The organism is Serratia ureilytica (genome assembly GCF_013375155.1).
GTDB classification, from domain to species: Bacteria; Pseudomonadota; Gammaproteobacteria; order Enterobacterales; family Enterobacteriaceae; genus Serratia; species Serratia ureilytica.
Genome location: NZ_JABXOF010000006.1, coordinates 131,068 through 150,325 on the forward strand (window position 1 = coordinate 131,068; position 19,258 = coordinate 150,325).

Annotated in this window: 16 protein-coding genes; 10 read left to right on the top strand and 6 right to left on the bottom strand. The window is 61.0% G+C overall.

The window, feature by feature from the left end:
• Positions 1-30: 30 nt before the first annotated feature.
• The 3 genes from pyrB (at position 31) to ridA (ending at position 1,989) form a co-directional block, all read left to right on the top strand.
• On the top strand, positions 31-966 hold the full coding sequence (gene pyrB / locus HWW83_RS12765) for an aspartate carbamoyltransferase (protein ID WP_033641691.1): 936 nt from the start codon (positions 31-33) through the stop codon (positions 964-966).
• Positions 967-978: 12 nt separating this feature from the next.
• Positions 979-1,443, top strand: a complete 465-nt coding sequence (gene pyrI / locus HWW83_RS12770; protein WP_033641690.1) for an aspartate carbamoyltransferase regulatory subunit — start codon at positions 979-981, stop codon at positions 1,441-1,443.
• 159 nt (positions 1,444-1,602) lie between these two features.
• On the top strand, positions 1,603-1,989 hold the full coding sequence (gene ridA, locus HWW83_RS12775) for a 2-iminobutanoate/2-iminopropanoate deaminase (RefSeq protein WP_004933379.1): 387 nt from the start codon (positions 1,603-1,605) through the stop codon (positions 1,987-1,989).
• A gap of 47 nt (positions 1,990-2,036) precedes the next feature.
• Here the strand turns inward: ridA and HWW83_RS12780 are convergent, their stop codons facing one another.
• The 4 genes from HWW83_RS12780 to mgtA all read right to left on the bottom strand — a co-directional run bounded on the left by HWW83_RS12780 (position 2,037) and on the right by mgtA (position 8,399).
• A complete protein-coding gene (locus tag HWW83_RS12780) occupies positions 2,037-2,303 on the bottom strand; it encodes a hypothetical protein (protein WP_046688125.1) in 267 nt (88 codons plus the stop codon).
• A 62-nt stretch (positions 2,304-2,365) separates the two neighbouring features.
• Positions 2,366-2,944, bottom strand: coding sequence for a hypothetical protein (locus tag HWW83_RS12785; protein WP_033651448.1), 579 nt, complete (start codon positions 2,942-2,944; stop codon positions 2,366-2,368).
• Between the two features lie 141 nt (positions 2,945-3,085).
• Positions 3,086-5,479: a beta-N-acetylhexosaminidase gene (locus tag HWW83_RS12790; RefSeq protein WP_176589350.1), complete on the bottom strand. Its 2,394-nt coding sequence runs from the start codon at positions 5,477-5,479 to the stop codon at positions 3,086-3,088.
• Between the two features lie 211 nt (positions 5,480-5,690).
• Complete coding sequence (gene mgtA, locus HWW83_RS12795) at positions 5,691-8,399, bottom strand: magnesium-translocating P-type ATPase (protein WP_176589351.1); 2,709 nt, start codon at positions 8,397-8,399, stop codon at positions 5,691-5,693.
• Between the two features lie 424 nt (positions 8,400-8,823).
• On the opposite strand from mgtA, the gene treR reads away from it, so the two are divergent.
• The 3 genes from treR to treC all read left to right on the top strand — a co-directional run bounded on the left by treR (position 8,824) and on the right by treC (position 13,250).
• Positions 8,824-9,771 carry a trehalose operon repressor TreR gene (treR, locus tag HWW83_RS12800; RefSeq protein WP_042783558.1) on the top strand — a complete coding sequence of 316 codons (948 nt, stop codon included), beginning with the start codon at positions 8,824-8,826 and terminating at the stop codon, positions 9,769-9,771.
• Between the two features lie 129 nt (positions 9,772-9,900).
• Positions 9,901-11,316, top strand: a complete 1,416-nt coding sequence (treB, locus tag HWW83_RS12805) for a PTS trehalose transporter subunit IIBC (RefSeq protein WP_033651452.1) — start codon at positions 9,901-9,903, stop codon at positions 11,314-11,316.
• 269 nt (positions 11,317-11,585) lie between these two features.
• On the top strand, positions 11,586-13,250 hold the full coding sequence (gene treC / locus HWW83_RS12810) for an alpha,alpha-phosphotrehalase (RefSeq protein ID WP_089197619.1): 1,665 nt from the start codon (positions 11,586-11,588) through the stop codon (positions 13,248-13,250).
• A gap of 28 nt (positions 13,251-13,278) precedes the next feature.
• Here treC and HWW83_RS12815 read toward each other — a convergent pair whose 3' ends face one another.
• Complete coding sequence (locus HWW83_RS12815; protein WP_176589352.1) at positions 13,279-13,803, bottom strand: NAD(P)H-dependent oxidoreductase; 525 nt, start codon at positions 13,801-13,803, stop codon at positions 13,279-13,281.
• Between the two features lie 104 nt (positions 13,804-13,907).
• On the opposite strand from HWW83_RS12815, the gene HWW83_RS12820 reads away from it, so the two are divergent.
• From HWW83_RS12820 to HWW83_RS12835, 4 genes are all read left to right on the top strand, one after another.
• Positions 13,908-14,822, top strand: coding sequence for a LysR family transcriptional regulator (locus HWW83_RS12820; RefSeq protein ID WP_046688121.1), 915 nt, complete (start codon positions 13,908-13,910; stop codon positions 14,820-14,822).
• Between the two features lie 244 nt (positions 14,823-15,066).
• On the top strand, positions 15,067-17,205 hold the full coding sequence (gene nrdD / locus HWW83_RS12825) for an anaerobic ribonucleoside-triphosphate reductase (RefSeq protein WP_049294746.1): 2,139 nt from the start codon (positions 15,067-15,069) through the stop codon (positions 17,203-17,205).
• Between the two features lie 168 nt (positions 17,206-17,373).
• Positions 17,374-17,838 carry an anaerobic ribonucleoside-triphosphate reductase-activating protein gene (nrdG, locus tag HWW83_RS12830; RefSeq protein WP_142001831.1) on the top strand — a complete coding sequence of 155 codons (465 nt, stop codon included), beginning with the start codon at positions 17,374-17,376 and terminating at the stop codon, positions 17,836-17,838.
• Between the two features lie 251 nt (positions 17,839-18,089).
• On the top strand, positions 18,090-18,674 hold the full coding sequence (locus HWW83_RS12835; RefSeq protein ID WP_025305101.1) for a helix-turn-helix domain-containing protein: 585 nt from the start codon (positions 18,090-18,092) through the stop codon (positions 18,672-18,674).
• Positions 18,675-18,693: 19 nt separating this feature from the next.
• On the opposite strand, the gene HWW83_RS12840 is transcribed toward HWW83_RS12835, so the two are convergent.
• Complete coding sequence (locus HWW83_RS12840) at positions 18,694-19,137, bottom strand: acetyltransferase (protein ID WP_074446861.1); 444 nt, start codon at positions 19,135-19,137, stop codon at positions 18,694-18,696.
• Positions 19,138-19,258 lie beyond the last annotated feature (121 nt).

Genomic DNA, 19,258 nt, shown 5'->3' on the forward strand with positions numbered 1-19,258 from the left:
CCACGGGCACGCGTCGAGGAGGAGTGAAAAATGGCCAACCCGCTGTATCACAAACACATCATCTCTATTAACGATCTCAGCCGCGAGGATCTGGAGCTGGTGCTGCGCACCGCCGCCGGTCTGAAAGCCAACCCGCAGCCGGAACTGTTGAAACACAAGGTGATCGCCAGCTGCTTCTTTGAAGCCTCGACCCGTACCCGCCTGTCGTTCGAAACCTCGATGCACCGCCTCGGCGCCTCGGTGGTCGGTTTCGCCGACGGCAGCAACACCTCGCTCGGCAAAAAAGGCGAAACCCTGGCCGACACCATCTCGGTGATCAGCACCTACGTGGACGCCATCGTGATGCGCCATCCGCAGGAAGGCGCGGCGCGCATGGCCTCGGAGTTCTCCGGCAACGTGCCGGTGCTCAACGCCGGCGACGGCGCCAACCAGCACCCGACCCAGACCCTGCTGGATCTGTTCACCATCCAGGAAACCCAGGGCCGCCTGAACAACCTCAGCATCGCCATGGTCGGCGACCTGAAGTACGGCCGCACCGTGCACTCGCTCACCCAGGCGCTGGCCAAATTCGAAGGCAACCGCTTCTACTTCATCGCCCCGGACGCGCTGGCGATGCCGGCCTACATCCTGAAAATGCTGGAAGAGAAAGGCATCGAGTACAGCCTGCACGGCAGCATTGAAGAAGTGGTGCCGGAGCTGGATATTCTCTACATGACCCGGGTGCAGAAAGAGCGCCTCGATCCGTCCGAGTACGCCAACGTGAAGGCGCAGTTCGTGCTGCGCGCCGCGGATCTGGCCGGCGCGCGCGCCAACCTCAAGGTGCTGCACCCGCTGCCGCGCATCGACGAGATCGCCACCGACGTGGATAAAACGCCGCACGCTTACTACTTCCAGCAGGCGGGCAACGGCATCTTCGCCCGTCAGGCGCTGCTGGCGCTGGTGCTCAACGCAGATTTGGCTCTTTAAGGGGGAACCGCCATGACTCACGACAATAAACTGCAGGTTGAAGCGATCAAATGCGGCACGGTGATCGACCACATTCCGGCGCAGATTGGTTTCAAACTGCTGACGCTGTTCAAGCTGACCGCCACCGACCAGCGCATCACCATCGGCCTGAACCTGCCCTCCAACGAGCTGGGCCGCAAGGATCTGATCAAGATCGAGAACACCTTCCTGACCGAGCAGCAGGCCAACCAGTTGGCGATGTACGCGCCGAAGGCCACGGTAAACCGCATCGACAACTATGAAGTGGTGCGCAAGCTGACCCTCAGCCTGCCGGACCACATCGACGGCGTGCTGACCTGCCCGAACGGCAACTGCATCAGCCGCAGCGAGCCGGTGGCGTCGAGCTTCAGCGTCAAATCGCGCGACGGTGAAGTACACCTGAAGTGCCGCTACTGCGAAAAAGAGTTCGAGCATCAGGTGGTGCTGCAGGCGGACTAATCCCGGCATGGGCGCCGGGAGATGGCGCTGTTATTCTCCCGGTGACGCCCTATAATGGGTCCTCTGAAAATCACTCTACCCACGTTGCTACCCACCGAATTTTACGCTGCGGCCGACCGCGCGGCGGCGTGAAAGACAACGGGTTTATCAGGAGAAAACATGTCACGTAACATCAGCACTGAACTCGCCCCGGCAGCCATTGGTCCTTACGTGCAGGGCGTTGATCTGGGCAGCATGATCATCACTTCCGGCCAGATCCCGGTCGATCCGAAAACCGGCGCCGTCGCCGACGACGTCGCCGCTCAGGCGCGCCAGTCGCTGGAAAACGTCAAAGCGATCGTCGAAGCCGCCGGCCTGATCGTTGCCGACATCGTGAAAACCACCGTGTTCGTGAAAGACCTGAACGACTTCGCCACCGTCAACGCCGCGTACGAAGCCTTCTTCACCGAGCACAGCGCGCCGTTCCCGGCCCGTTCCTGCGTGGAAGTGGCGCGTCTGCCGAAAGACGTGAAGATCGAAATCGAAGCCATCGCCGTGCGTCGTTAATCGACGGTCACGCGCATCACGGCCAGTGCAGACTGGCCGTTTTTACATTACTTGAATGCTGGGCGCCGACGGACACAACCCAGAGTTTCCGCTGCTGGAGAGGATGAAGCGTTAACCTGTTTTACCGCCTGTTTTAAAACGGCGATAACCTCTTCTCGCGAAGCCGTAATCGGTTTGCCGCGAGGCGTTATGCGGTCAATCTGTTCAGATGTATAGGTGTTCACTGCATCTACACCTTCCATGCCGAATTTATACACCTTCAGCTCATAAGAGGCAGGTTGTGTTACCTGACGTTTTGTTGACTTTATCACCATGCGAACCTCCTGTGACCCCACCGGCATTTCGTCATTATTGCGCAAATTTCATCCACCTTCAATTATGAGGCCGGCGGCAAAAAACCTTCCTGGAACCACAGGAAAAGCGCCTCAGCATCTCGATAAAGTATCTGTTTGAGCCCCCCGGTGAGGTCAACAAATTGATGATAATTTATATAATAATCAGCCAACTCCGTATTAATCGGCGATATTAAACGCAAACCTGCGCATGCCGTATCCACCATAAAGAGCACGGCGACATAGAGCGCAAAACGCAGCGTATTGCCATCAAGGCTCGAGTCTCTAATCCGAAAGTTTTGCAGCATCTCAATATTTAACATCGCCAGTTGCTCGCCAGCCGCCGGACAAAATCGGCAGATACAGGCGCCTGCCGGCCGGTCATCGATGCCCTGTATCTTAAAACTAAACGTAAAACCGTCAGGATCGTCCAACGCGGCGCCATTCAACGCCCAGGGAATACGGCGCTCTTCAGGTTGTTGGCGAGCCAACGCAACGCACCACTCAAAATCTTCAGCCTTCATCATTTGCACCCGGACGCCATACCCGGCCTCAGCAAAGAGGTCATTGGTTGCAGCCAGTGCGCGTTCTCCAATCAATCGGACATTAAAAACCTGCGGCATTATCAATCCTTTGAATGCGTAAACCGTATTGAATGAACAAATCGGGCTGGATTTTACAACCAGCCCGTCGTTTCTGCTCTTTCAACCACATCGCAATGTCGAGATATGGAATACGCCCCGCAGTTTATTCGCCACCTCTCCTTACGGAGCCGTTTGTAACCCCCGCAGCAACGCCTCCAGCGGGTACACCGCCGCAATCACCACTTCGTCGCGCGTCTGCGCCGCCGCATCCAGCCGGCGCTGCGCTTGTTCTGCCTCTGCTCGGCTCAGCGGTTTATCCTGCTGATAGCGCTCCAGCAGCGTTAACCCCAATGCGGCCAGGGCATCGACGTCCTGCGCCACCGGCGCCAGCTCCCGCAGCGTGCGGTTGCCCGCGATCGCCGTCTGCAGCGCCGCGCCGTTCGCCTGCCAGCGCTGCAACCGTTCGCGCAGCGCCTGCGCCGTCGCCTTATCGCGCTTATCCTTCAGCAGAGCCGCGACCTGCGCATGCATGGCGTGCACCGCCTCGCTCTCCGGCGGCAGCGCATCGGCAAAGCGGTTCAGCGGTTCGAACTGATGATAGTTGCCGGCCTGGAACTTCAGGTGCTGGCGGGTGTAATACTGCGCCGGTTCCACCGCCTCGGCCAGGATCTGCAGCGGCATGATCTGCACGCTGTTGCTCAGCCGGGTGAATTCGCGCGCCGTTTCCGCGTGCTGCTGCAGGCCGACCGACACCACCGACCAGGCGTCGATCGCCGCCAGCCGCCGGTACATGTTGCTTTCGTCGATGACGTCCTGCGCCGACCACAGCCGCTCCGCCACCGCAAAGGCGCGCGGCCACAGCTTGAGATCGATCAGCGGCGCGCGCACGTTTTCCGCCCACAGCGCCGCTTCCCCGCCGAGGATCTTGGCCTGCCCCTTCTCATCCGGCACCACCGGCATCTTGCCCGCCGGCGCCGCCGCCAGTTTCTCGCCCTGGGTGGGGTAACGCACGTTGCCGACCAACGTATAGCCGCTGAGCTTGTCCTGTTGCAGCGTAAACACCGGCCGCGTGTCGCCCATCCAGGTATCGACGCGGAACGTCACCTGCTGCGGCGTGCGCCAGACGATATCGTGCACCGCGCGGCGCGATTTGCCGTTGAAATCGATAAAGCCGCGCCAGCCCTGCTTGCCCTCGATCAGCGTGAAACTGCCCTCCACCGCGCTGCCCTTCAGGCGCGGCATGCTGAAACGCCAGCTTTGCGCCTGCTCGCCGGGTTGCACCGCCGTTTCGACCCCCAGCGTCTGCGGCAGAATTTCATTGCGGTAGTGATAGGCGATGCTTTGCGGCTGATCGAGATAGAAACCGGTGGAGAGAATGCCCTGATAGCCATCCTGCGCGCTGGCGCCCAGCGAGTCTTGCCCCTGCCAGGACTGAATGACGATCGAACGCGGCAGCGACGGATGATAGATCTCGTCCCAGCCGACCATCTGCCGCTGGTGCTTCTCGAGAACCTTTTCCAGCTTCTGGTTGAAGTAGGCCTGCAGCGCATGGGTATCCGCCAGCCCGTTCTGCTGCATAAACGCCTGAATCGACGGCGACGCCCGCCACTGGCTGGCGTCCACTTCGTCGCCGCCGATGTGCAGATAAGGATCGGGGAAGATCGCCGCCAGCTCGCCAACGATCGTATCGACAAACTGATACACCTCGTCGCGGGTCGGATCGAGCGTCGGCTTATGCACGCCCCACTCGCGCTCCATGCGATACGGCCCCGGCGCGCTCATCAGGTCGGGATAGGCCACCGCGATGCTGGAGGCGTGCCCCGGCATGTCGATCTCCGGCACCACGCGAATGCCGCGCGCCGTGGCGTAAGCCACCACCTGCTGCATCTGCTCGCGGGTGTAGAACTGGCCGTCGCTGGCCTGCTGCTGCAATTTGGGGTAATGCTCGGAGGCGAAGCGCCAGCCCTGATCGTCGCTCAGGTGCCAGTGCAACACGTTGAGCTTGGCCGCCGCCATGCCGTCAAGCTGGCGCAAAATGTCCGGCAGCGGCAGGAAATGGCGCGCCGAATCCAGCAGCACGCCGCGCCACGGAAAACGCGGCACGTCGCGAATATCCACCAATGGCAGGAAAGTGTTTTGCCCATCGGTCTGCAGCAGTTGCAGCAGGGTCTCCATGCCGCGCAGCGCGCCAAAGCGGGTGTTGGCGGTCAGCGTGGCGCCCTGCGGCGTGACCGCCAGCCGGTAACTCTCATCGCTGCCCGGCAGCGGCTGCGCCGCCACCCGATCCTTGATCACCACCTTGATCGCCGCGCCGTTTGCTTCTTCCCTCGGCGCCAGCGTCCAGCCGGTCTGCAACTCGATGCGCTGGCGCCAGCGCGGCAGCGCGTCGCCCAAATCATCGCCCTGGAGGCTTAACGACAGCCGGTGATCCAAAATCAGTTTGCCCGCCGGTTGCGTCACTTCCACCTGCTGCGGCCAGGGCATCAGCGGCAAATCACCCGCCGGCTGCGCCAGCGCGCCGCAAGAAAACCATAACGATGAAGCCAGTAGCGTATAACGGAAAGGTCTGTGCATCGGAAATTCCTCAGAGGAAAAAAACAAAATATCCCCAATGAATTTCAAACCACCGCTAGACGATAAACAACAACGCGTTGGTTTGAAAGGCGCAGGGGAAAACAGCCAACGCTGTAGATAAAGACTTAGCACAGAACAGATGTCCAACCGTTGCGGTGAAAAAGCGGACGGGATCACAGTTGCCCCCTCCCGGCCGGAGGGGGCGAACGGGTTATTGCCAGCCGTAGCGGCGCACGAACCAGCCTTTCACGCACTGGGTCAGCACCATGTAACCGGCGAGGATCAGCACCAGCCACGGGAAGTAACCGAGCGGCAGCGCCTGCAGCTGCAGGAAGCCAGCCAGCGGCGAGAACACCAGGCCGATGCCGGTGGCGATCACCGCCAGCGTCATGATGCACAGCGGCCAGGACGGGCGGCTCTGGATAAACGGAATTTTGCGCGTGCGGATCATGTGCACGATCAGCGTCTGAGACAGCAGCCCTTCCACGAACCAGCCGGACTGGAACAGCGTCTGCATTTCCGGCGTGTTGGCCTTGAATACCCACCACATCAGGCTGAAGGTCAGCACGTCGAAGATCGAACTGATCGGCCCAAAGAACACCATAAACCGCCCCAAATCGGCAGAGTTCCAGCGCTGCGGCTGGGTGATCTGATCGTCGTCGACATTATCGAACGGGATGGCGATCTGCGAGATGTCGTACATCAGGTTCTGAATCAACAGGTGCAGCGGCAGCATCGGCAAAAACGGCAGGAAGGCGCTGGCGATCAGCACGCTGAACACGTTGCCGAAGTTGGAGCTGGCGGTCATCTTGATGTATTTCAGCATGTTGGCGAAGGTGCGGCGCCCTTCGATCACCCCCTGCTCCAGCACCATCAGGCTTTTTTCCAGCAGGATGATGTCCGCCGCTTCCTTGGCGATGTCCACCGCCGAATCGACGGAGATGCCGATATCGGCCGCGCGCAGCGCCGGCGCGTCATTGATGCCGTCGCCCATAAAGCCCACCACGTGCCCCTGGCGGCGCAGCAGTTTGACGATGCGCTCCTTGTGCAGCGGCGTCAGCTTGGCGAACACCGTGGTGCGCGCCGCCGCCTGCGCCAGCTGCTCGTCGTCCATCTGCTCGATCTCGCTGCCGCGCAGCAGATGATCGGCCTCGAGCCCGACGTCCCGGCACACTTTGGCGGCCACCAGCTCGTTGTCGCCGGTGAGGATCTTCACCGTGACGCCGTTCTGTTTCAGCGCCGCCAGCGCCGGCGCGGTGCTTTCCTTCGGTGGATCGAGGAAGGCGACGTAGCCTTCGAGGATCAGATCCGACTCGTCCGCCACGCCGTATTCATGGGTTTGCGCCGGCAGGATCTTGTTGGCCACCGCCACCACCCGCAGCCCCTGCTGGTTGAGATCGTCGGTGATGCGGCGGATCCTCGCCAGCAGCGCCTCGCTCAGCGGGATCACCTCGTCTTCGTGGCGCACGTGGCTGCAAATCGCCAGCATCTCTTCCAGCGCGCCCTTGCACACCAGCTCGTGATACTCGTTGTCTTTGGCCACCACCACCGACATGCGGCGGCGCACGAAGTCGAACGGGATCTCATCCACCTTGCGGTAGTTTTGCAGCGCCTGCGGCTGCTGATTTTGCTCCGCGCAGCTCAGCACCGCCACGTCGAGCAGGTTTTTCAGCCCGGTCTGGTAGAAGCTGTTCAGCCAGGCGTAGCGCAGCACCCGCTCGCTGCTGGCGCCGAACACGTCGGTATGGCGCTCCAGCACGATCTTGTCCTGGGTCAGAGTGCCGGTCTTGTCGGTGCACAGAATGTCCATCGCGCCGAAGTTCTGGATGGCGTCCAGCCGTTTGACGATCACCTTCTGGCGCGACAGCTTCACCGCCCCTTTGGCCAGCGTCGAGGTGACGATCATCGGCAGCATCTCCGGCGTCAGCCCGACCGCCACCGACAGCGCGAACAGCGCCGCCTCCCACCAGTCGCCCTTGGTGTAGCCGTTGATCAGCAGCACGATCGGCGTCATCACCAGCATAAAACGGATCAGCAGCCAGCTGACCTTGCTGATGCCGCTCTGGAAGGCGTTCGGCTGCTCATCCTGGCTGGTGACGCGCTGCGCCAGCTGGCCGAAATAGGTGCCGCCGCCGGTGCCGATCACCATCGCCAGCGCGGTACCGCTGACCACGTTGGTGCCCATGAAGCACAGGTTCGGGCAGTCGAGCGGATCGGCCGCCGACAATTGCGGCGCGGCGGATTTTTCCACCGGCAGCGATTCGCCGGTCAGCGCCGCCTGGCTGATGAACAGATCCTTAGCCGACAGCACGCGCAGATCCGCCGGGATCATGTCGCCGGCCGCCAGCTTGATGATGTCGCCCGGCACCAGCTGCGCGATCGGCAGCTCCACGTGCTCACTCTTGCCGGTGAGCGCATCGCTGCGGATCACCGTGGCGGTGTTGCTCACCATGGCCTTCAGCGCGTCGGCCGCCCGGTTGGATCGCGCCTCCTGGATGAAATTCAGCAGCGTGGAGATCAGCACCATCAGCGCGATCACCAAGGCGCCGGTCAGATCCTCGGTGGCGTAAGAGATCATGCCGAGCGCGGTCAGCAGCAGGTTGAACGGGTTGCGGTAGCAGTGCCAGAGGTGTTGCCACCAGGCCTCTTTCTGCTGATCGTCGATGACGTTCTCGCCGCAGCGCTGGCGCACCTGTTCCGCCTCATGGGCGGTGATGCCTTCCGGATGGCTGTGAAAACGCTCAAAGAGTTGCATCGTTTCTGCGGCGGCGCATTCCAGCCGCTGCTGCGCCAGGCCGGCCGGCATGTCGCGCGCAGCGCCGCCGACGCTGTCCAGCAGGCTGTCGCGGCGCACCAAACGGCGCGGGAGGCCGCGGGCGAACAGGCCCAGCAGCTGACGGGGGAGTTTTTTCAGTTTCATGGTTCGCACCTCGTCGCCCGGTGCCTCACGGCAGCGGGTAAACGGGGATCGTCATCGGCCGGGCGAATGGCGGGTGCGCCAAAAAGCCTCTGCCAACGCAGATCCTTATTCTTTTTTTCAGCAGCAGGAGCGAACGACGAAGCGCGCGCTACCGGTTACCGTGATGTACTTCACCGGTAAAACAGCAGCGCCAGGCGGAGAGGTTTTACCGGAGAACCGAGTGAGTGTCTAAAGCAGTCGGGTCGGGGTCCATATGGGGAATAACCTCCGGTAAAGGGAAAAACAGAGCGGCAGGAGCGGCCGTTCATCGCAATGTCACAATCCCGTTTTGCATCAAGATCCGCGTCGGAAAATGAGCTATGCTGACGGGCATTGTTTTACAGGCCTTTATGTTACGCCTGTCCACCTCAACGAAAAGTAAACCATGCAAAACCGGCTGACCATCAAGGACATCGCGCGCCTGAGCGGCGTAGGCAAATCCACCGTCTCACGCGTGCTGAATAATGAAGGCAGCGTGAGCCCGCAAACCCGTGAACGGGTGGAAGCGGTGATCCGTCAGCAAGGGTTTACGCCCTCCAAGTCGGCGCGCGCCATGCGCGGCCAAAGCGACAAAGTGGTGGGCATCATCGTTTCCCGTCTCGACTCGCCGTCGGAAAACCAGGCGGTGCGCACCATGCTGCCGCTGCTGTATCAGCAAGGCTTCGATCCGATCGTGATGGAGAGCCAGTTCGAAACCCGCCTGGTGCAGGAGCACCTGCACGTACTGCATCAGCGCAACGTCGACGGCGTGATCCTGTTCGGCTTCACCGGCCTGACCGCGGCGATGCTCAAGCCGTGGCAGGAAAAAATGGTGGTGATGGTGCGCGAATACGACGGCTTCTCGTCCGTCTGCTACGACGACGCCGGCGCGGTGAACCTGTTGATGGATCGCCTGTATCAGCAAGGGCATCGGCATATCGGCTATCTGGGGGTGCAGCTCAGCGACGCCACCACCGGCCAGCGCCGCTATCAGGCCTATCTCGACGCCTGTGAACGCCTCACGCTCACGCCGCGCGCCACGCTGGGCGAACTGAGCTACCAGAGCGGTTTCCAGCACGCCGCCGAAGTGATTGACGCGCACACCAGCGCGCTGATTTGCGCCTCCGACAGCATCGCCCTGGGGGCGATCAAATACCTGCAACAACAGCCGACGCGCGCCATCCAGGTATGCGCCATCGGCAACACCCCGCTGCTCAGCTTCCTGTTCCCCGACACCCTGTCGGTGGAGTTCGGCTACGGCAGCGCCGGCCTGCTGGCCGCGCAGCAGCTGCTGGCGCAGCTCAGCGGCGAACAGGGGATCCGCCGCCTGGTGGTGCCCAGCAAACTTTCCTGATCGGAAGTTGACCATTTTTCGTCATTTTGTGATCCTCGCCCCAAACCGGGAACGTTCCCATTTCATTCAAAATGCCGAGTGGCTAAGCTTTGATCATTACTCAGTCAACACCTCTGCAGGTATCCCATAATGAGCAAAGTAAAACAGCAGGATATTGATCGCCTGATTGTTTTGGTCGGCGGCCGCGAGAACATCGCCACCGTCAGCCATTGCATTACCCGGCTGCGTTTCGTCCTCAACGATCCCAACAAGGCGAAACCGAAAGAGATCGAAGAGCTGCCGATGGTCAAGGGTTGCTTCACCAACGCCGGGCAGTTCCAGGTGGTGATCGGCACCGACGTCGGCGACTACTATCAGGCGCTGATCGCCAGCACCGGCGTCAACGAGGCCGACAAGGAACAGGCCAAGGTGGCCGCACGCCAGAACATGACCTGGACCGAGCGCACCATCTCCCACTTCGCCGAGATCTTCTTCCCGCTGCTGCCGGCGCTGATCAGCGGCGGTCTGATCCTCGGCTTCCGCAACGTGATCGGCGACATCCCGATGTCCGGCGGCCAAACGCTGGCGCAGATGCACCCGGCGTGGAAAACCGTTTACGACTTCCTGTGGCTGCTCGGTGAAGCGATCTTCATGTTCCTGCCGGTGGCCATCTGTTGGTCGACGGTGAAAAAGATGGGCGGCACCCCGGTGCTCGGCATCGTGCTGGGCGTCACCCTGGTGTCGCCGCAGCTGATGAACTCCTACCTGCTCGGCCAACAAACGCCGGAAGTGTGGAACTTCGGCTGGTTCGTGATCCAGAAAGTGGGCTATCAGGCGCAGGTGATCCCGTCGATCCTGGCGGGCATGGCGCTGGGCTGGATCGAAACCCGGCTGAAAAAGATCGTTCCCGACTATCTCTATCTGGTGGTGGTGCCGGTGGTCTCGCTGCTGCTGGCGGTGTTCCTGGCGCACGCGCTGATCGGGCCGTTCGGCCGCATGATCGGCGACGGCGTCGCCTGGGCGGTGAAATCGGTGATGACCGGCAGTTTCGCGCCAGTGGGCGCCGCGCTGTTCGGCTTCCTGTATGCGCCGCTGGTGATCACCGGCGTGCACCAGACCACGCTGGCTATCGACATGCAGATGATCCAGAGCATGGGCGGCACCCCGGTGTGGCCGCTGATTGCGCTGTCCAACATCGCGCAGGCCTCGGCGGTGCTCGGCATCATCATCATCAGCCGCAAGGCCAACGAGCGTGAAATCTCGGTGCCGGCGGCGATCTCCGCCTACCTCGGCGTGACCGAACCGGCGATGTACGGCATCAACCTCAAATACCGCTTCCCAATGCTGTGCGCGATGATCGGCTCCGCGATCGCCGGCCTTATCTGCGGGCTGGACGGCGTGATGGCCAACGGCATCGGCGTCGGTGGCCTGCCGGGCATCCTGTCTATCAAGCCGCAGTTCTGGCTGATTTACTCGCTGGCGATTCTGGTGGCGATCGTCATCCCGCTGGTGCTGACCATCATGGTCTACAAACGCAAGGCCGCCCGCGGCGAGCTGCCGGTTTGATTGACGCAAAATACGCAACATGAATGTAGGGGCCGGAAATACCCTATAGCTTTCGAGCTGTAGCTAGGCGGCAAGGGTGCAACAAATCGGTCGGGAACCGATTTGAACAGCGCCTGCGCTGGCCCAAAGGGCGAGCCTCCGGACGAGGCTCGTAATCCCCAGGAGCTTACTCAAGTAAGTGACTGGGGTGCAGCACCAGCAGCCAACAACGCTGCAGTTTGAAAGATGAAGGGTACGGGCCTGTTGTCACGATTCAAAGGTATCCAGTTATGAGCAACCCAACCCCCTGGTGGCAGAACGGCGTCATCTACCAAATTTATCCGAAGAGTTTTCAGGACAGCACCGGCAACGGCTACGGCGATTTGGCCGGCGTGACCCGGCGGCTGGACTATCTGCAGGAGCTGGGCGTCGACGCCATCTGGCTGACGCCGGTCTACGTATCGCCGCAGGTGGACAACGGCTATGACGTGGCGGACTACTGCGCCATCGATCCGGCTTACGGCACGATGGCGGACTTCGAGCAGTTGGTCGCCGCCGCCCACCAGCGCGGCATCCGCATCGTGATGGACATGGTGTTCAACCACACCTCGACCGAGCACCCGTGGTTCAAGGCCGCGCAGGATCGCCACAGCCCGTATCGTCAGTTCTACGTCTGGCGCGACGGCGAGGGTGAAACGCCGCCGAACAACTGGCGCTCCAAGTTCGGCGGCAACGCCTGGCTGTGGCACGCCGACAGCGGCCAGTACTACCTGCACCTGTTCGCCGCCGAGCAGGCGGATCTCAACTGGGAGCACCCGCCGGTGCGCGAAGAGCTGAAGAAAGTGTGTCAGTTCTGGGCGGACAAAGGCGTCGACGGGCTGCGTCTCGACGTGATCAACCTGGTGTCCAAACAGCAGGACTTCCCATCCGACAGCCAGGGCGACGGCCGCCGCTTCTACACCGACGGCCCGCGCATCCACGAGTTCCTGCAGGAGATGAGCCGCGACGTGTTTCAGCCGCGCGGCCTGATGACGGTGGGCGAGATGTCCTCCACCACGCTTGAGCATTGCCAGCGCTACGCGGCGCAGAGCGGCGAAGAGCTGTCGATGACCTTCAACTTCCATCACCTGAAGGTGGACTACGCCGGCGGTGAAAAATGGACGCGGGCGGCGCCGGATTACGTGGAACTGAAGCAGATCTTCCGCCACTGGCAACAAGGGATGCATAACCGCGCCTGGAACGCGCTGTTCTGGTGTAACCACGATCAGCCACGCATCGTGTCGCGCTTCGGCGATGAAGGCGCACTGCGGGTGCCGGCCGCCAAAATGCTGGCGATGGTGCTGCACGGCATGCAGGGCACGCCTTATATCTATCAGGGCGAAGAACTCGGCATGACCAACCCCGGCTTCCGCGCCATCGAGCAGTATCGCGACGTGGAAAGCCTGAACATGTACGCCGAACTGCGCGCCCAGGGCCGCGGCGACGCCGAGCTGCTGGCGATCCTGGCCGACAAATCGCGCGACAACGGCCGCACGCCGATGCAGTGGAGCGCCGCACCGCACGCCGGTTTCACCACCGGCACGCCGTGGATCGGCTGCGCCGAGAACTACCCGCAGATCAACGCCGACGCGGCGCTGGCCGATCTCGACTCGGTGTTTTACGCCTATCGCCAGCTGATCACCCTGCGCAAGCAGTATCCGCTGCTGACCCACGGCGACTATCAGGATCTGGCGCCGGAACACCCGGCGCTGTGGTGCTATCAGCGCAGCTGGAACGGCCAGCGCCTGCTGGTGGCGGCCAACCTGAGCCGCGAACCGCTGGCCTGGGCGGCGGAAGGCGTGGAAGCTTCCGCGCAATGGCGCCCGCTGATGAGCAACTACGCCGATTCGGCGGACCAGCCGCAGGCGCTAACGCTGCGGCCGTTCGAAGCGGTGTGGTGGCTGCTCGAAGACTGACCCCGCAGGGCGCGGCGAACGCTGCGCCCTACCATTTCCCCAGCAGCGCCGCCACGCCGGCGGCCTCTTGCGCCAACTGCTCATCGCTCATGTCGCTCACGCCCTGCACCAGATGCGGCGGCAGATAATCCATGCCGGTCAGGTTGGCCATGGCGTGGAACGGCAGCAGCAGATCCTGCACCGGATAACGGTTATACCCTTGCGCCGTATAAGCCTGCGCGTTACCGCCGGTGCTCACCACCAGCTGCAGCGGCTTGCCGTGCAGTTGGGTGCCTTCGCTGCCGTAGGCAAAACCGTAGGTTAATACCGCATCCTGCCATTCGCTGAGGATCGCCGGCGAGCTGTACCAGTAAAACGGGAACAGCATCACTACCGCATCGTGGCTCTGCAGCAACTCCTGTTCGCGCGCCACGTCGATGCGGTAATCCGGGTACGCGCGGATCAGCTCATGTACGGTCACGTTAGGCAGCGTGCGTACGGCCTCGATCAGCGCCTGGTTGATGCGTGACTCGTCGGGGGTGCGGTGGGCGGTTAACACTAAAATGCGTGACATAACGATTCCTCGGTCATAAGAAGATGAGGCATTTTTCCATTTCCGCCGCTGCGGGTGTAGGCTGTTAGAGGTCATTTCAATTTCAACTGAAAGTATCAACCACTATGTCGCTGCCCTTTGACGTACACCGCCTGTTGCCGGCCTTCCTCGCCGCCGCGCAGGCGCAAAATTTCTCCGCCGCCGCTCGCCAGCTGGGCGTGACGCCGGCGGCGGTCAGCAAAAACATCCGCGCGCTGGAAGAGAAGCTGGCGCTGCGGCTGTTTCAGCGCAACACCCACAACGTGCTGCTGACCGACGAGGGCAAAGCGCTGCTGGCGCAGGTAGCGCCGCTGTGGCAGGCATTGGCGGCGACGCTGGAAAGCGCCGGCGGCGAACGGCAGGCGCCTGCCGGGGTGGTGCGCGTCACGATGATCCCCGGCTTCGGCCGCCAGATGCTGATGCCGTTGATCCCGCAATTTTTGGCGCGCTATCCGCAGATCGATCTCGATCTGTCGCTGGACGCCCGGGTGGTGAATCTGGTGGGCGAAGGTTTCGACGTCGGCATCGGCAGCCGGGTCGATCCCGACAGCCGGCTGGTGGCCCGCCCGCTCTACCCGATGCACATGGTGCTGGCGGCGTCGCCCGACTATCTGGCGCGGCGCGGTGAACCGCAAACGCCGCACGATCTGCTGCGGCACGACTGCCTGCTGCACCGCAACCCGGCCAACGGCCGCCACGTCAAATGGCAGCTGCGCCATCAGGGCGAAACGCTGGCGCTGGATCTGAACGGCCGGCTGGTAGCCAGCCGCCCGGAAATGCTGCTGGATGCGGCGCTGGCCGGGCTGGGCATCGTCAACCTGGCGCGCTGGTACGTCGAGAAACACTTCGAGCAGGGCACGCTGCGGCCGGTGCTGGCGGAATGCTGGCCGCGCCCGGTGCAGCTGTGGCTCTATTACGCTTCGGCGGATCTGCCGCCGCGGGTGCGCGTCTGGGTCGATTTTCTGCTGGAACATTTTCGCGATCGGCCGGCGGGCGATTGACGACTGTTCAGCTTGCGCACGCTCTTTCGTTTTCCTTGTTCTACATCAAAAGAATCGCGCCGATATCTATATATAGTGCATTAAGAATTGCGAACACCTATATATAGTAGTTATCCACAAAATCATCCACACGCCGCCACAGCCCTTGCGCGCTGCGGCTTTGCCCTGTGGATAAGCGAAATTTGACGGTTGCTCGCCACGCCAGGCGGGTATGAACGCTCCCTCGGGGAACAAGGAGTACAATGTGAAACCAGTAGTGATTAAGCGGGACGGTTGCCAGGTACCTTTTGACGAAGCGCGCATTGCGCAGGCCATCGAGCGCGCCGCGCTGGCGGTGGGCGTGGTCGATGCCGACTACTGCGCCACCGTCGCCCGCGTGGTCGCTCAGCGCATGGAGCAGCAGCCGCGCGTCGATATCCACGAGATCCAGCAGGCGGTGGAAAACCAGCTGATGGCCGGCGAATACAAACAGCTGGCGCGCGCCTATATCGAATACCGCCACGATCGCGACGTGGCGCGCGAGCTGCGCGGCCGCCTGAATCAGGAAATTCGCGGCCTTGTCGAGCAGAGCAACCGCGCGCTGCTGAACGAAAACGCCAACAAGGACAGCAAGGTGATCCCCACCCAGCGCGACCTGCTGGCGGGCATCGTCGCCAAACACTACGCCAAGCAGCACATCCTGCCGCGCGACGTGGTGCTGGCCCATGAACGCGGCGAAATTCACTACCACGATCTCGACTACTCGCCGTTCTTCCCGATGTTCAACTGCATGCTGATCGATCTGAAAGGCATGCTGACCAACGGCTTCAAGATGGGCAACGCCGAGATTGAGCCGCCGAAATCGATCTCCACCGCCACCGCCGTGACCGCACAGATCATCGCCCAAGTTGCCAGCCATATTTATGGCGGCACCACCATCAACCGCATCGATGAAATTCTGGCGCCGTTCGTCGACGAGAGCTTCCGCAAACACCTGCAGGTGGCGGAAGAGTGGCAGATCCCGGACGCCAAAGGCTATGCCATGGCGCGCACCGAGAAAGAGTGTTACGACGCCTTCCAGTCGCTGGAGTACGAGGTCAACACCCTGCACACCGCTAACGGCCAGACGCCGTTCGTCACCTTCGGCTTCGGCCTCGGCACCAGCTGGGAATCGCGCCTGATCCAGCGCTCGATCCTGAAAAACCGCATCGCCGGGCTGGGCAAAAACCGTAAGACCGCCGTGTTCCCCAAGCTGGTGTTCGCCATCCGCGACGGCCTCAACCACCAGTACGGCGATCCGAACTACGACATCAAGCAGCTGGCGCTGGAGTGCGCCAGCAAGCGCATGTACCCGGACATTCTCAACTACGATCAGGTGGTGAAGGTCACCGGCTCGTTCAAAACGCCGATGGGCTGCCGCAGCTTCCTCGGCACCTACGAGCAGGACGGCGAGCTGGTGCACGACGGCCGCAACAACATCGGCGTCATCAGCCTCAACCTGCCGCGCATCGCGCTGGAGGCGATGGGTGATGAGTCGCGCTTCTGGGCGCTGCTGGATCAGCGCCTGCAGCTGGCGAAAAAGGCCCTGATGACGCGCATCGCCCGGCTGGAAGGCATCAAGGCGCGGGTGGCGCCAATCTTGTACATGGAAGGCGCCTGCGGCGTACGGCTCAAGGCCGACGACAACATCGCGGATATCTTCAAGAATGGCCGCGCCTCGATTTCGCTGGGCTACATCGGCCTGCACGAGACCATCAACGCGCTGTTCGGCGGCAAAAACCACGTGTATGACGACGAAGCGCTACGCGCCAAAGCAGTGGCGATCGTCGCGCGGCTGCGCGCCGCCGTCGACGCCTGGAAAGACGAGACCGGCTACGGCTTCAGCCTCTACAGCACGCCGAGCGAAAACCTGTGCGATCGCTTCTGCCGGCTGGACACCGCCGATTTCGGCGTGGTGCCGGGCGTCACCGACAAGGGCTATTACACCAACAGCTTCCACCTCGACGTGGAGAAGAAGGTCAATCCGTACGACAAGCTGGACTTCGAAGCGCCCTACCCGCCGTTGGCCAGCGGCGGCTTCATCTGCTACGGCGAATACCCGAACCTGCAGCACAACCTGAAGGCGCTGGAAGACGTGTGGGACTACAGCTACACCCGGGTGCCTTACTACGGCACCAACACGCCGATCGACGAGTGCTACGAGTGCGGCTTCACCGGTGAATTCTCCTGCACCAGCAAAGGCTTCACCTGCCCGAAATGCGGCAACCACGACTCGGCCAAGGTCTCGGTCACCCGCCGGGTGTGCGGCTATCTCGGCAGCCCCGATGCCCGGCCGTTCAACGCCGGCAAGCAGGAAGAGGTGAAACGCCGGGTGAAACACCTCGGTAATGGGCAGCTCGGCTGAGAAACGCCGTGCAACCTATGCAGAAGCCTGTTCATCAGGCGTGATTGTCGCAGCCAGTTTGCCTTCGGCCAGCGCGCACCAACCGCAGCGTACACGCAGTACGTGAGGAGTGGCAGCACTGCCCGGAGGCAAAATGGCCAGTAAAATAGCCTGATGGGCAGGCCTCACATGAATTATCACCAGTACTACCCGATCGACGTGGTCAACGGCCCCGGCACCCGCTGCACGCTGTTTGTCGCCGGCTGCGTGCACCAGTGCCCCGGCTGCTACAACAAGAGCACCTGGCGGCTCAACTCCGGCCAGCCGTTTACCCCGGCGTTGGAAGACCGCATCATCACCGATCTGAACGATACGCGCGTGCCGCGCCAGGGGTTGTCGCTCTCCGGTGGCGATCCGCTGCATCCGGCCAACGTGCCGAGCATCTTAACGCTGGTGAAACGGGTGCACGCCGAGTGCCCCGGCAAGGATATCTGGCTGTGGACCGGCTACCGGCTGGCGGAGCTGGACGCACAGCAAATGCAGATAGTGGACAGAATCAACGTGCTGATCGACGGCAAGTTCGTGCAGGATTTGAAAGACCCGGCGCTGATCTGGCGCGGCAGCAGCAACCAGGTGGTGCATAGGTTGCGCTGAGCCAGCAACACACATATCAATGGGTATTCATCCAAACTCGACCTGACGCATCGGCAGCATAGAGTCATCTGACAGGTGGCTCTGTGCCAAGAGCGGATGTTAGGGTTGCAAACCTTGCTCTAATGATGCCGTAGGTTCTACAGAGGTTATGATTGACTGAGAGGGCGACTGATTTTTTAAACTTGTAAAATCAGTGATTTCAGCCTCATTGCGGTAATGGCATAATCAGGCTGGCGAAAGTGAGGGTGAGAATGGATAAAACATCTAAAAATCAGATAGTAGACAGCGATATTGCGCGTTTATTGCTTAAACATAGAAAGGCACGCAACTGGACGGTAGCAGAGCTTGCCCAACGGTCGGGCGTCAGTCAGGCCATGATCAGCAAGGTTGAACGGGGGGCTTCCAGTCCCAGCGCCACGATCCTCGGCCGTTTAGCCAATGCCATGAATATTACGCTATCAAAACTTTTCGCAGAACTTGAGCAACACCAGAACTCACTGGTGCTCTTTGCTCATCAGCAGCAGCATTGGACAGATGAAAAGTCGGGCATTACCCGCTGGTCTCTGTCCCCAGCGGGCGCATGCCCCGAACTTATCAAAGTTGAAATTCCTGCTCTGGGTCAACTTACGATACCCGCTTCCGCCAGTGAGCATCTTTCCGGCCAAACGCTGTGGGTGTTGAGTGGCAGCCTTGATTTTCGGGTCAATAATCAAACCCATCATTTACGCGCCGGTGACTGCTTTGCCCTGACCTTTGCCAGCGAGTACCAAATGAGCAATCCCGACAGTGAGCAGGGTTGTGCATATGTCGTTGCTTTTAGCCAAAAAAATCAATAATGCGCCACTGCCACGACGGCTACATTCCCGCCGAGCGGCTTAGGTGCAATAGGGGATAGGCCCTGCCTTGATTATCCAACTCGGAACGCCCTGAAACTTCAAAGCCCATATGTTGATAAAACCCGACGGCCTGTTGGTTTTGTTCATTCACATCGACGCTTAAATCAGGATGAAGCGCCAGTGCATGTGATATCAACTGCTTGCCGACGCCATGTCCGCGAGCTGCAGCATCGACAAAAAGCGCCTCCAGATGACCATCATGTAAAAACATAAATCCCAGCGGATGGTCTTCCCGATCGGCGGCAACCCACACGGGGGTTTCAGAAAAAAAACCGACAACCTCTTTTTCGATCTCTTGTCGATCGTGCGCAGTGAGAAAGTCGTGCGTAGCATCTACAGAATTTTTCCAGATTCGTATAATTTCTGGCGCTTCAGATGGACGTGACATTCTGATTTTTAACATTCTTCTACCTTACCGTGGTCATTACTGGGTGTATTTACATACAAAATTAGTCCACGCAAATTTACTATAGTGAATTTAAGTTCACAATAGTGCATTCAATGTGATGTCATGATATCCGACA